The sequence below is a fragment of the Synechococcus sp. LTW-R genome (assembly GCF_014217875.1).
GTDB lineage: Bacteria > Cyanobacteriota > Cyanobacteriia > PCC-6307 > Cyanobiaceae > Vulcanococcus.
This window is the reverse complement of sequence record NZ_CP059060.1, coordinates 485,050-496,811: the sequence shown is the minus strand read 5'-3', so window position 1 is coordinate 496,811 and position 11,762 is coordinate 485,050. Positions and strand designations below refer to the sequence as shown.

Below are 11,762 nucleotides of genomic sequence, written 5' to 3'. Positions count from 1 at the left end.
GGAAAAACGCCGCGCTGAAGGGCTGTAACGCTGTTGCAGGGTTCAGGATGGGGACATGGCTCATCCCGCCGCCTGCCTGTTCGACCTCGATGGGCTACTGCTCGACACCGAACCCCTGCATGCCGAGGCCTGGCAGCGGGCGGCCCAGCACTTCGGTCGAGAGCTGACGGATGGCGAGCTCATGCAATTGCGAGGGCGCCGGCGGCTGGACTGCGCCGATCAGGTGCGTCTCTGGATTGGTGCAGGCGGCCTCGAGGTCCCCAGCCCGGAGGACTTGCTGGCGATCCGCCAACCCATCGCCGAAGCACTGCTGATCCAGGCCCAACCCATGGCCGGAGCCCAAGCCCTCGTTCAACGCTGCCTCGACTTGGCTCTACCGATGGCTCTGGCCACCAGCAGCTCCCGGGAGGCGGTGCTGCTCAAAGCCCAACCGCATCCCTGGCTGGAGGCCATTCAAGAGAGGGTCCATGGCGACGATCCCGAACTCAAACGCGGCAAGCCCCATCCGGATGTCTTTCAGCTCGCCGCTCAGCGCTTGGGAGTGAACTGTGCTGACAGCTGGGCCTTTGAAGACTCCCCCGCGGGAGCCGAGGCCGCCTTAGCTGCAGGTTGCCGTGTCTTTGTCGTGCCGGCCCCTGGGGCCGATCGCAAGCTCTACCCGGGAAAGGGCACGGAGATGCTGACATCCCTCGTCGACGTGTTGCCGTTGCTCGAGGGCACGCCTCAGTAGAGGCGGCTCAGAACAAACTCGGGCAGCTCCAACAGAGCCGTCCGGCAATCCGATGGGGGCAGGAAGCTCAGGGCCTCGTAGGCCTCATTGGCAAAGGTCTCCGCCAGGGTGCGGGAGCGCTGGATCGCATTGCTGCTGCGAACCAACTCCAGGGCTTGCTCCAGATCGCCCTCTTGGTTGAACTCACGCTCGATCAGACCAGCGAGAGCCGGACGCTCCTCAAGGGCATAAAGCGCGGGTGCCGTGAGGTAACCGCTGGCCAGGTCGCTGGCGGCGGGCTTGCCCAGCTGTTGATCACTGCCGGTGAAATCGAGGATGTCATCGACCACCTGGAAGGCCAAGCCCAACTGACGACCAAAGCGGTAGAGGTCATCGAGCTGTGATTCAGGCAGACCACTCAGGACGCCAGCCGCACGGGCACTGTTGGCAATCAGCGAGGCGGTCTTGCAGTAGCTCTTCTCGAGGTAGGTTTCGAAGCTCTGGCCTGTGTCGTAGCGGTAGAGGCCTTGCTTCACCTCTCCATCGGCGAGATCCATGATCACGCGGGAGAGCAGTTTGACCACCTCGAGGTTGTCCAGGTTGGCGAGGTGCCAACTGGCCTGGGCAAACAAGAAATCACCGGCCAAGACCGCAACGCGGTGGTTGAAGCGGCTGTGGACCGTATCGACGCCGCGGCGGGTCGAGGCCTCATCCACCACGTCGTCGTGGACGAGCGAGGCGGTATGAATCATCTCGGTGATTTCAGCCAGGCGCCGGTGGCGGCTGGTGAGCTCACCATCGGGCGCGAGGGCCCGTGAAATCAAAAGAACAATGCCGGGGCGCAGCCGCTTCCCACCGGCGCTGAAGAGATGCTCTGCAGCGGCCTGAAGAATCGGGTGTCCAGCACCAATCAGACTGCGGAGATCACTCAGCAGAGCCTCGAGATCGGACTCGACGGGCTGTAGCAGCTCTGCAACGGTGGCCATGACCCCCAGCGGTGGGCTGATCCTAGAAGGCGCCAGCCTCCGACCGCTGCCTAAGCGGGGTGGAGAACGGGGGATTGGTCGGGACGTTGCTGCCAGATCAGGGCCTGACTGGAGCTGCTCACGCCCACCAGCCGCGAGAGGGCACGGTTGAAAGCCGAAGGACTGGACGTTGTGGCAAACCGGTAGCGGGAGGCCGGCTCCAGCGGCCCCCTCTCGGCAGGGGCCAACAGCCCCTCCCTGGCCAGGACATCGGCAAGGTGACGGGCAACAGCCGGCGCTGGATCCACCACAGCCATCGACGGCCCCACCAAGCGGCGAATGGACTCGATCACGAAGGGATAGTGAGTGCAGCCCAAGACAATCGTGTCGGCTCCAGCCGCCAGCATGGGCTCCAGATACCCCATCAACCTGGCGTCGCAGTCCGGGCCCTCCAGCTCGCCCTGCTCCACCAGTTCCGCCAGGCCAACACAGACCTGCTCCACGACCTGAACAGCCGTGGCGTAGCGACCGACCGTGGCTCGATACAGCTGGCCTTGAAAGGTGGCCGGTGTGGCCATCACCCCCACCACCCCGCTGCGGGTGAGCTGCACCGCCGGCTTCACCGCCGGCTCCAAACCGAGAATGGGCAGCTGCGGGAAGCGCTGGCGGAGCGGTTCCAGCGCGACGGCGGATGCGGTGTTGCAAGCCACCACGATCGCCTTGCAGCCTTCGGCAACCAGATAGTCCGCAATCGCCTGGCTATGGGCCTGAATCTCGGCCGCCGAACGATGGCCGTAGGGCACATGGGCTTGATCGGCCACGTAGAGCAGCTGCTCTGACGACAGGGCATGCACCACCTGGCGCCAGATGCTCAAACCGCCAACGCCGGAATCAAAGAGACCGATGGGGGCCCCACTCATGGGTAAGCCACCAGGTAATTGAGGATGCCCATAGCGATAGCAACGGCCAGCCGCCGGCGGAAACCGGGATCGGCCAAGCGGGGGGCATCGAGTTGCCCGGTGACAAAGCCCATCTCCACCAGGGCGGCCGGCATCACCGTGCGGCGAATCACAAAGAAGCGGCCGGAGCGTGCACCCCGGTCCGGAGTTCCAGGGGACGCCGCCAAGAGCTGGTTCTGGAGGGATTGAGCCAGGCTTAGGGAACGGCCACCCTGGAAATAGAAGGTCTCCACACCGTTCACATCCGGGCGATTCATGCTCAGGGCATTGGCGTGGATGCTCACAAACAGATCCGCACGGTTGTTGTTGGCCAACGCCACCCGAGGAGGCAAGTCCACATCGACCTCGGACGAGCGGGTGAGCAGGACCAGCACCCCCTTCGCTTGAAGGATCTGAGCCACCTGCAGGCTCACGTCAAGAACCACGTCGGTCTCGCGCAGGTTGTTGATGCCGATCGCCCCTGGATCCGGGCCACCGTGTCCGGGATCAAGCACCACCGTGTAGCGCCCCTGGGGAACCGACGGAAGATCGCCCAGTTTTGGAATGGGACCGCGCGGCAGCTGGAGAGCCGGAGGCGGAAGGGCGCGCCAACTGGGACCTTGGGGCCGCTCAAGGCTGCCCTCACCGATGGCACGGAGATCGCGCACACTGGGCCCAAAGTCCATGGACCAGCGGTCGACGTCGGTGCCCACCAACTTGATCTGACGCGGGTCGAGCCGGGTACCGGGCTCAAACTCGATCACCAAGCGGGTGGCGTTGTCGGTGGGACGACCAATGCGGACCTCACGGATCGCACCGTTGCCGACCAGGGTTCTCGAGCGCTGGGGTGCCCCGGGGAGATCCACCCAGATGCGAGGCCCCATTCCGGCACTGCCCTCCTCAAAAAAGGCCTGCAGCCGCGTGGCCGGCGGCGTCCGTAATTCCAGGACGCCATCGCGACTGATGGCCCAAGCGGAGAGGGCACTCCACGCTCGCGCCGGCAGCGCCGAGAGGAGCGTCACACAGGGAAGAAGCAGGGCAAGCCCCAGACGCGACAGGCGTCTGACGGGGTGGTGCAGCGTCAGCGGCGACACAGATCTCGCCTTAGAACAGGGCGGGTTTGCGGTGTTGAAGGCTGGGCATCTGGGCCTGGATCCGCTGACGGTGCCCCACATCGATCGGAGCGACCGCTTGGCCGACAGACGTGCCGGCGTCGGAGAGGACGGTGCCCCAGGGATCAATCACCAGGGCGTGGCCGTGGGTCTGGCGGCGGGGGCCGTGCTGACCGGTCTGGGCTGGGGCGACCACATAGGCCGTGTTCTCAATCGCCCGCGCCTGCAGCAGAACGTTCCAGTGATCCTTGCCCGTAAACGCGGTGAAGGCGGCGGGAATAAAGAGCAGATCCGCCCCCTCAGCGGCCAAATGCCGATAGAGCTCCGGGAAGCGGACGTCGTAGCAAATGGACAGGCCGACGCGGCAGAGCCCTGGGACATCCACCACTGGAGGGAGGCTGTTGCCAGGCTGGACGGTTGCCGACTCCTGGTAGGTGTTGCCGTCGGGTAGATCGACGTCGAAGAGGTGAATCTTGTCGTAGGTCGCCAGGATTTGACCGTCTTTACCCACCAGCTCGGCACGGTTGCTGGTCAGTCCCGCACCGGCGGGCACGGGGTAACCACCGCCCATCAGGGCCACCTGATAGCGGCGGGCCATGGTGATCAAGAAGCGCTGAGCCTGCTCCGCAATCTGTGCGGCTTGCTCCAGCCGTTGGCTGTCTTCGCCCATGAAGGCAAAGTTCTCGGGCAAGCCCACCAGCTCGGCACCGCGGCGAACAGCCAACTCGATCTGCTCTTCGGCAGCGGCGAAGTTGGCGGAGAGATCAGCGCTGCTATTGAGCTGGATTGCCGAAGCCAGAAAGCTTGTCAACGCTGGTGTTTTGCCGCCGCGGTCACTGTAAGGGTGGCCGCAATGGGATCAAGCGGCCTGCAGCACTCCGGGACTGGTTTGGGTGGGGACCATCGTCATCGTGTCGACGGCTGAGCAGCAGGCGAAGTCGGCGTCATGGTTGCCGAGGCCCATCAACCGCTGGCCATGGCTGGCGGCCCGCAGACAGGTCTCGGTGTCGTGGCGCCATTGCTGCCACAGGGCGAGGGCGGCCAGGGCTTCGTCATTGGCACAGCGAACGCCCACATGGGGCGACACGGCCAACTCCATGGCAGCGGAGATGACGGCACCGGCCGCCAGGCTGTCCTCGAGGGAATAGTCCCCCTCCCAGCCACTGCCGACCACCCAGACCCGCTCAACCCCGTGGTCAATCAAGCGCTTGGCAACGGCGCTGCGGTTCGGCAGGCAGGCGGTCACCAGAAGCGGGACAGGCTTGACCGCCTCCAGCGAGCGCGTGCCGTTGGTGGTGCTCATAAAGATGCGCTTGCCTCCCACAACCTCCGGGGTCACCGCCAGGGGGGAGTTGCCGAGGTCATAGCCAGCAACCGTCTGACCGCCGCGTTCACCCGCCCGCAGGCAGCGCTCAGGCACCCAGGCATTGGCGGCCTGATTGAGGGCCTCGAGGTCGGCGAACGCTTGGATGGCCTCAGCGCCACTCTGCAGCGCGCAGGCAATGGTGGTGGTGGCCCGCAGCACGTCGATGACGACGGCCGCATCCGGTCCACCCTCAGCCACGGGGCGCAGGCTGGGAACGTTCTCCGAGGTGTGGAAATAGGAGATCTGCACGACCGCAGTGGCACAAGGGGGTGCGCCACAGTAGGCAGAACCTGCTGAAAAGTTGAGAGCGCCATGGGATCTGCGGCCAACGCGATTGGATCCCAACGCGATCTCCGGGGCTTCCTTGAACTGCTCGAAGCGCGTGGGCAATTGCGCCGGATCAGCGCACCGGTGGACCCCGATCTCGAACTCGCGGCGATTGCCGACCGGGTTCTTGGCTGTGGCGGTCCGGCCCTGCTCTTTGAAAACGTCAAAGGCTCGAGCATTCCGGTGGCCGTCAATCTGCTGGGGACCCTCGAGCGGGTCCTCTGGTCGATGGGCATGGAGCGGCCCGAGGAGCTCGAAGCCCTCGGGGAGCGCCTAGCGCTGCTGCAGCAGCCCAAGCCTCCAAAGGGACCGCGGGAAGCCATCCGCTTTGGCTCAGTCCTGCTGGATGTGCTCAAGGCCAAGCCCGACCTGGATCTGCTGCCGCCCTGCCGGCAGGAGGTTTTCCAAGGCGAGGCCGTCAACCTGGACCGCCTGCCGCTGCTAAGGCCCTGGCCCGGTGATGCGGGCCGCATCATCACCCTCGGCCTGGTGATCACGAAGGATCCCGAGACCGGGACCCCCAACGTCGGGGTCTACCGGCTGCAACAGCAGTCGATCAACACCATGACGGTGCACTGGTTGAGCGTGCGCGGGGGCGCGCGCCACCTGCGTAAGGCCGCCGCCCTGGGTAAACCGCTGGAGATCGCCATCGCGATCGGGGTTCACCCCCTCTTGGTGATGGCTGCTGCCACGCCGATTCCCGTACAACTGAGCGAGTGGCTGTTTGCTGGTCTCTACGCCGGAGAGGGGGTGCGACTGGCGAAGTGCAAAACCCTGGACCTGGAGGTGCCAAGCCACAGCGAAATCGTCCTCGAAGGAACGATCACCCCTGGCGAGGAGCTGGCCGACGGCCCCTTTGGCGATCACATGGGCTTCTACGGAGGGGTCGAACCCTCACCCTTGGTGCGAATCCAGTGCGTCACCCAGCGGCGGAATCCGACCTACTTCACGACCTTCAGCGGCCGTCCCCCGAAGGAGGACGCCATGCTCGCCATCGCCCTGAATCGGATCTACACGCCAATCCTGCGTCAACAAATTCCCGAAATCGTTGATTTCTTCCTCCCGATGGAGGGGCTCAGTTACAAGCTCGCCGTGATCGCGATCGACAAGGCCTATCCAGGCCAGGCGAAGCGGGCGGCCATGGCCTTTTGGAGTGCTCTGCCGCAATTCACCTACACCAAGTTCGTCGTTGTCGTCGACAAGTCGATCAACATTCGCGATCCAAGGCAGGTGATCTGGGCGATCAGTTCCCTCGTGGATCCCCAACGGGATCTCTTTGTCCTGGAGAACACCCCCTTCGACACCCTGGATTTCGCGAGCGAGCAGCTGGGTCTGGGGGGGCGCCTCGCCATTGATGCCACCACCAAGGTGGGGCCCGAGCGCAACCACCCCTGGGGAGAGCCCTTGCGGCGGCCCGCAGAGCTGGAGGCGCGCCTCGATGCGCGCTGGGAGGAACTGGGGCTCGCCGATGTCGGTCAACAGGAGCCCGACCCGGCCCTGTTTGGCTACGTGATCGAGCAGGTTCTTGAACGCCTGCAACGGCCGGCCTAAGCCATGTTGCGGCGCTCTGGCCTCCAAGCACTGCAGGCGTTGCTGCACCTGGCCATGGCCAGTCCCCAGTGGTGCTCGGTCAGCGACATCGCTGAAGCCCAGGGCCTTCCAGCTCCGATGCTCGAGCAACTGCTCCTGCAATTACGCCGCGCCGAGCTCGTGGAGGCCAAACGCGGCCGGCAGGGGGGGTACCGGCTGAGCCGAGCCGTTGAATCAATTCCGGTGGGTGAGGTGCTCAGCGCCGTGGGAGCGCCCCTCACGCTGAACGGCCCGGGGGAGAGCAGCCGCGCAGAACAGCAAGTGCTCAGCAGCATGGGACGACGCCTGCAAACCGCCCTCGACCGCGAGCTCAAACAACTGACACTGCAGGAACTGCTGTTTGACCTGCAGAGCTGGCAGGAGTGCCTCAGTAATGAAGGCGGCCTTATGCTGGGTTAACGCAGCGCGTCCCGTTGCAGATAGACGCGGATCAGCTTTTCGTCCATCAAACCTGAACGGGCCACAGGGGCCTCATTGCAGCGCTCAAAGAGGCCCACGAGGGTGGATGCCTCAAACGCGTGACCGTGCTCCCCAGCAATCGCGGCCACCTCATCCGCGGTGCAGACCTCATTGAGACGGGCCCGAAGCTCTGGGTTGTCCTGGATCAGAGCGAGAAAGCCAAAGAGAGGGGTGAGTTGCTCAGCCATGGACCCGTTCTGTGGGGTGGCCCCAGTCTGGCGAGGGTGTCCGGTTTTGATCAGTTCCTACGCTCGCTGAAACCAAACCGTTCTCCATGTCCCTCGCCCTGGGCACCACCACCGGTCGCAGCCTCAAGGGACAGGTGCGGGTCCCCGGGGACAAGTCGATCTCCCACCGCGCCCTGCTTTTTGGGGCCATCGCGGAGGGAACGACCCGCATCGAAGGACTGCTCCCCGCTGAGGACCCCCTCAGCACCGCCGCCTGCCTGCGGGCGATGGGGGTCGAGGTGTCTGCGATCGAAGCCGGTCAGACCGTCGTTGTTCAAGGCGTGGGCCTCGATGGTTTTCAGGAACCGGAGAGCGTGCTGGATTGCGGCAATTCCGGCACCACCATGCGCCTGATGCTGGGGCTGCTGGCGGGCCGCAGCGGTCGGCATTTCGTCGTCACTGGCGATGACTCCCTGCGGCGCAGGCCGATGAGACGGGTGGGTGGGCCCCTGTCTGAAATGGGGGCCACCATCCACGGACGCTCGGGCGGAAACCTGGCTCCCCTGGCCATCGAGGGCCGTCAACTGAAGGGGACCACCATCCGCACCCCGGTCGCCTCCGCCCAGGTCAAGAGCGCCATCCTTCTGGCGGCGCTGACGGCCGATGGTCCAACGACGGTCATCGAGCCGGTCCAGAGCCGGGACCACAGCGAGCGGATGTTGCGCGCCTTCGGTGCCGAGCTGACAGTGGGGGGCCCGGGACAGACCGAGGTCACCGTCGTGCCTGGCTCCACCCTGAAAGGACAGGACGTAGTCGTCCCCGGAGACATCAGCTCGGCCGCCTTCTGGTTGGTGGCCGGTGCGATCACCCCAGGCGCTGATCTGACGATCGAGAACGTCGGTCTCAACCCCAGCCGCACGGGAATCCTGGACGTCCTCGAGCAGATGGGGGCCCGCATTGAGGTGCTCAACGCCCGGGATGTGGCCGGCGAACCCGTTGGGGATCTACGGGTCCTGCACGGTCCGCTGAAGGCCTTCACCATCGGCGCTGACCTGATTCCGCGGCTGGTGGATGAAATCCCCGTGCTAGCGGTCGCCGCCTGCTGCGCCGAGGGACTCAGCCGGGTGACGGGAGCCGAGGAGCTCCGCGTCAAAGAAACCGATCGCCTGGCGGTCATGGCCCGTCAACTGGGAGCCATGGGGGCCCTGATCGACGAGTTCCCAGACGGGATGACGATTCAAGGTGGCGTGCAGCTGCACGGCGCGGAGGTCGACAGCGAAACCGATCACCGCGTCGCCATGAGCCTGGCCGTCGCGGCGCAGATCGCCAGCAGTGCCACCACCATCCACCGTCCGGAGGCGGCAGCGGTCTCTTACCCCGGCTTCTGGGATGACCTCGAACGGCTTCAAGCTTGAGCCCCGCAGCACCGCTGACGGCAGCTTCAGCCTGTTCAGCCCGGAGTTCGGCGAAGCCTTCCACAGCAGCCGCGGCGCCCTAACGGAAGCGCGCGAAAAGTTTGTCGAGCCGGCCGGGCTCGAGCGTTTTGCGAAGGGCAGCAGCCTGCGGGTTCTTGATGTCTGTGTGGGAACCGGCTGCAACACTGCGGCCCTGATCGAGGGCTGCGGCAGCCATGACCTGACCCTGGAGTGGTGGGGACTGGAACTCGATCGGGAACCGTTCGCGCAGGCCCTGGCGAGCCCAGCCTTCTGCGGCCAGTGGCAACCGGGCACGCTCGCGCGGCTGCAGGAGCTCTGCAGCAGTCCAGGCATGCTCTGGGGAGATGCCCGGCAGACGGTCCAACCGCTGGTGGAGCAGCGGCAGGGGCAGTTCGATCTGCTGCTGATGGATGCCTTCTCACCCAGCCGCTGTCCCCAATTGTGGAGCGTTGAATTTCTGGGGGCCCTGGGCAGCCTGCTGCAGCCCAAGGGGCTGTTGCTGACCTACTGCAGTGCCGCAGCCGTGCGCCAAGCCTTGCGACTTGCGGGCCTGGAGCTGGCCACGATCGAAGCCCCCTGCGGACTGCAACAGCACCAACAGGACTGGAGTGGAGGTACGGCAGCAAGCCCATCCCCCTTGCCCCCTAGCCCTCGCCTGCGTCCACTCACCCCGATGGAGGAGGAGCATCTCCTCACGAACGCGGCCGAGCCTTACCGCGACCCCGGCTTCAGCCTGGACCGCAAAACAATCCTGCAACGGCGGCAACAGGCCCAAGCCAAAGCGATGCAAGAGGGCAACGTCGAGGGCACTAGCGCCTGGCGGCGGCGCTGGGGACTTACGGGCAACCACCAGTAGATTCCCGCTCAGCTACCCGCCCTTGCCGATGCTCGCCGTTGCCGTGTTGGCCGCCGGGAAGGGCACCCGGATGAAGAGCGACCTGCCCAAGGTGCTGCAACCCCTGGCAGGAGCCAACCTGGTGGAGCGTGTGCTCGGCAGCTGCCGCGCCCTTGAGCCCCAGCGCCAAATCCTGATCGTCGGGCACCAAGCCGAGCGGGTCGAGCAATCCCTAAGCCAGCACGCCGGGCTGGAATTTGTGCTGCAGCAACCTCAGAACGGCACCGGCCATGCCGTCCAGCAACTGCTGGCTCCCCTGGCGGACTTTGAGGGGGATCTGCTCGTCCTCAATGGCGATGTCCCCCTGCTGCGGCAGGAGACGATCACGGCACTCCTCGAGCAACACCGCAGCTCCCAAGCGGCGGTGACCCTCCTGACGGCACGGCTTGCGGATCCAACCGGCTACGGCCGGGTCTTCGCGGATGCCAGCGGCCAGGTCTCCGCGATCGTCGAGCACCGCGACTGCAGCGAGGAACAGAGGGCCAACACCCTCACCAACGCCGGAATCTATTGCTTCAACTGGAGAAAGCTGGCCGCGGTTCTGCCCCAACTCAGCACCGATAACGACCAGGGGGAGCTGTATCTCACGGATACCGTGGCCATGCTCAACCCGGCCATGCACCTGGAGGTCGCCGATGCCGATGAGATCAATGGCATCAACGACCGCTACCAGCTGGCCCAATGTGAAGCGGTGATCCAGCAGCGGCTTCGCCGCTATTGGATGGCCGAAGGCGTGACCTTTGTCGACCCAGACAGCTGCACCCTCAGTGACGGCACCCGTTTTGGCCGCGATGTCGTCGTCGAACCCCAGTGCCATTTCCGCGGCAGCACCACGGTCGGCCGGGGCTGCCGGATTGGCCCCGGGAGCTTCCTGGAGAACGCGAGCCTGGGCGAAGAGGTGGAGGTGCTCTATTCAGTGCTGCGCGATGCCGTCGTCGCCGATCGCTGCTCCATTGGCCCCTATGCCCAGCTACGGCCCGGCAGCGAACTGGCCAAGGACTGCCGGATCGGCAACTTCGTCGAGATCAAGAAGAGCCAGATCGCCGCAGGCAGCAAGGTGAATCACCTCAGCTACATCGGCGACGCCCAGCTCGGTGAACATGTCAACGTCGGCGCAGGGACCATCACCGCGAACTACGACGGGGTCAACAAGCACAAGACCTTCATTGGCGCCGGCAGCAAAACCGGCGCGAACTCCGTGCTGGTGGCGCCGATCACCCTGGGGGCCAACGTGACGGTGGGGGCTGGCTCCACCCTGACCAAGGACGTGCCCGCAGGGGCCTTGGCCTTGGGTCGCGCCAAACAGCTCGTGAAGGAGAACTGGTCCTAGGCGGGCAGATCCAACGCCTGGCGCCACTCCGCCAGGGGGCGGTCCCATCCGTCCTCGAGTTTCTGAGCGATCAAACAGCGGGCCTTGAGCCCCATCTCGAAACCTCGGGAGAGGGCTTCCAGCAGGTCCTCGAGGGGTTCGTCGTTCTGCAGACAGCTCAACATCCCGCCAAGGATGAGCATCACCGCCAGGGGCGAACGGTTCTGGGCAAGGTTGAAGGCCTGAAGGCCCAACCCTCCGGGACCATCGGTGCCAAAGCCCGTCAGGACATGGACGATGTCGTGGGTCTCCCGAAGCCGGTGCGTGATGTAGTCCTCGGGCGAATGTACCGGTGTGGGATCGATCAGGCTGTCGGGCGTCAGCCCTTGGGGAGCGAAGCTGGTGGGCGTAGACGTGCCCCAAGCTCCCCTCCGGAAGGGCCAGCAGGGCATCAAGATCACTCGCTCCTGGACGCCAGTTCTCCTGCAC

General features: G+C 65.3%; 13 protein-coding genes. 6 read left to right on the top strand and 7 right to left on the bottom strand.

The window, feature by feature from the left end:
* Window positions 1-55: 55 nt before the first annotated feature.
* The gene (locus H0O22_RS02855; RefSeq protein ID WP_185187531.1) at window positions 56-730 is read left to right on the top strand and encodes an HAD family phosphatase; all 675 of its coding nucleotides are present in this window, start codon (window positions 56-58) and stop codon (window positions 728-730) included.
* On the opposite strand, the gene sds is transcribed toward H0O22_RS02855, so the two are convergent.
* Genes sds through H0O22_RS02830 form a run of 5 tightly spaced genes read right to left on the bottom strand, consistent with a single transcriptional unit; the run spans window position 724 to window position 5,339 of the window.
* Window positions 724-1,695, bottom strand: a complete 972-nt coding sequence (gene sds, locus H0O22_RS02850; RefSeq protein ID WP_185187530.1) for a solanesyl diphosphate synthase — start codon at window positions 1,693-1,695, stop codon at window positions 724-726. The genes H0O22_RS02855 and sds overlap by 7 nt on opposite strands.
* Window positions 1,696-1,745: 50 nt before the next feature.
* Complete coding sequence (murI, locus tag H0O22_RS02845; protein WP_185187529.1) at window positions 1,746-2,594, bottom strand: glutamate racemase; 849 nt, start codon at window positions 2,592-2,594, stop codon at window positions 1,746-1,748.
* Window positions 2,591-3,670: an N-acetylmuramoyl-L-alanine amidase gene (locus H0O22_RS02840; RefSeq protein WP_185188256.1), complete on the bottom strand. Its 1,080-nt coding sequence runs from the start codon at window positions 3,668-3,670 to the stop codon at window positions 2,591-2,593. The genes murI and H0O22_RS02840 overlap by 4 nt, the downstream gene beginning before the upstream one ends.
* A 46-nt stretch (window positions 3,671-3,716) precedes the next feature.
* Window positions 3,717-4,535 (bottom strand): carbon-nitrogen hydrolase family protein, encoded by an 819-nt coding sequence (locus H0O22_RS02835; RefSeq protein WP_185187528.1) that lies wholly within the window; start codon window positions 4,533-4,535, stop codon window positions 3,717-3,719.
* A 48-nt stretch (window positions 4,536-4,583) separates the two neighbouring features.
* Window positions 4,584-5,339: a 2-phosphosulfolactate phosphatase family protein gene (locus tag H0O22_RS02830; protein ID WP_185187527.1), complete on the bottom strand. Its 756-nt coding sequence runs from the start codon at window positions 5,337-5,339 to the stop codon at window positions 4,584-4,586.
* 63 nt (window positions 5,340-5,402) lie between these two features.
* On the opposite strand from H0O22_RS02830, the gene H0O22_RS02825 reads away from it, so the two are divergent.
* Complete coding sequence (locus H0O22_RS02825) at window positions 5,403-6,968, top strand: UbiD family decarboxylase (RefSeq protein ID WP_185187526.1); 1,566 nt, start codon at window positions 5,403-5,405, stop codon at window positions 6,966-6,968.
* Between the two features lie 3 nt (window positions 6,969-6,971).
* Complete coding sequence (locus H0O22_RS02820) at window positions 6,972-7,406, top strand: Rrf2 family transcriptional regulator (protein ID WP_185187525.1); 435 nt, start codon at window positions 6,972-6,974, stop codon at window positions 7,404-7,406.
* On the opposite strand, the gene H0O22_RS02815 is transcribed toward H0O22_RS02820, so the two are convergent.
* A complete protein-coding gene (locus H0O22_RS02815; protein ID WP_185187524.1) occupies window positions 7,403-7,654 on the bottom strand; it encodes a Nif11-like leader peptide family natural product precursor in 252 nt (83 codons plus the stop codon). The two genes, H0O22_RS02820 and H0O22_RS02815, sit on opposite strands and share 4 nt — an antisense overlap.
* Before the next feature lie 86 nt (window positions 7,655-7,740).
* Here H0O22_RS02815 and aroA point away from each other — a divergent pair, with 86 nt between their 5' ends.
* The 3 genes from aroA to glmU are packed head-to-tail and all read left to right on the top strand — an operon-like array spanning window position 7,741 to window position 11,294.
* Window positions 7,741-9,048: a 3-phosphoshikimate 1-carboxyvinyltransferase gene (aroA, locus tag H0O22_RS02810; protein ID WP_185187523.1), complete on the top strand. Its 1,308-nt coding sequence runs from the start codon at window positions 7,741-7,743 to the stop codon at window positions 9,046-9,048.
* The gene (locus tag H0O22_RS02805; protein WP_185187522.1) at window positions 9,023-9,925 is read left to right on the top strand and encodes a tRNA (5-methylaminomethyl-2-thiouridine)(34)-methyltransferase MnmD; all 903 of its coding nucleotides are present in this window, start codon (window positions 9,023-9,025) and stop codon (window positions 9,923-9,925) included. Before aroA ends, H0O22_RS02805 begins: the two co-directional genes overlap by 26 nt.
* A 28-nt stretch (window positions 9,926-9,953) precedes the next feature.
* Complete coding sequence (gene glmU / locus H0O22_RS02800; protein WP_185187521.1) at window positions 9,954-11,294, top strand: bifunctional UDP-N-acetylglucosamine diphosphorylase/glucosamine-1-phosphate N-acetyltransferase GlmU; 1,341 nt, start codon at window positions 9,954-9,956, stop codon at window positions 11,292-11,294.
* On the opposite strand, the gene H0O22_RS02795 is transcribed toward glmU, so the two are convergent.
* Window positions 11,291-11,725, bottom strand: coding sequence for a Coq4 family protein (locus H0O22_RS02795; RefSeq protein ID WP_370521465.1), 435 nt, complete (start codon window positions 11,723-11,725; stop codon window positions 11,291-11,293). The two genes, glmU and H0O22_RS02795, sit on opposite strands and share 4 nt — an antisense overlap.
* Window positions 11,726-11,762 lie beyond the last annotated feature (37 nt).

Excerpts from the sequence above, each read along its gene's own strand:
- H0O22_RS02795 (WP_370521465.1), bottom strand. The coding sequence starts at position 11,725 with ATGCCCTGCTGGCCCTTCCGGAGGGGAGCTTGGGGCACGTCTACGCCC.
- H0O22_RS02855 (WP_185187531.1), top strand. The coding sequence starts at position 56 with ATGGCTCATCCCGCCGCCTGCCTGTTCGACCTCGATGGGCTACTGCTC.
- H0O22_RS02815 (WP_185187524.1), bottom strand. The coding sequence starts at position 7,654 with ATGGCTGAGCAACTCACCCCTCTCTTTGGCTTTCTCGCTCTGATCCAG.
- sds (WP_185187530.1), bottom strand. The coding sequence starts at position 1,695 with ATGGCCACCGTTGCAGAGCTGCTACAGCCCGTCGAGTCCGATCTCGAG.
- H0O22_RS02825 (WP_185187526.1), top strand. The coding sequence starts at position 5,403 with ATGGGATCTGCGGCCAACGCGATTGGATCCCAACGCGATCTCCGGGGC.
- H0O22_RS02820 (WP_185187525.1), top strand. The coding sequence starts at position 6,972 with ATGTTGCGGCGCTCTGGCCTCCAAGCACTGCAGGCGTTGCTGCACCTG.
- H0O22_RS02805 (WP_185187522.1), top strand. The coding sequence starts at position 9,023 with ATGACCTCGAACGGCTTCAAGCTTGAGCCCCGCAGCACCGCTGACGGC.
- glmU (WP_185187521.1), top strand. The coding sequence starts at position 9,954 with ATGCTCGCCGTTGCCGTGTTGGCCGCCGGGAAGGGCACCCGGATGAAG.
- murI (WP_185187529.1), bottom strand. The coding sequence starts at position 2,594 with ATGAGTGGGGCCCCCATCGGTCTCTTTGATTCCGGCGTTGGCGGTTTG.
- aroA (WP_185187523.1), top strand. The coding sequence starts at position 7,741 with ATGTCCCTCGCCCTGGGCACCACCACCGGTCGCAGCCTCAAGGGACAG.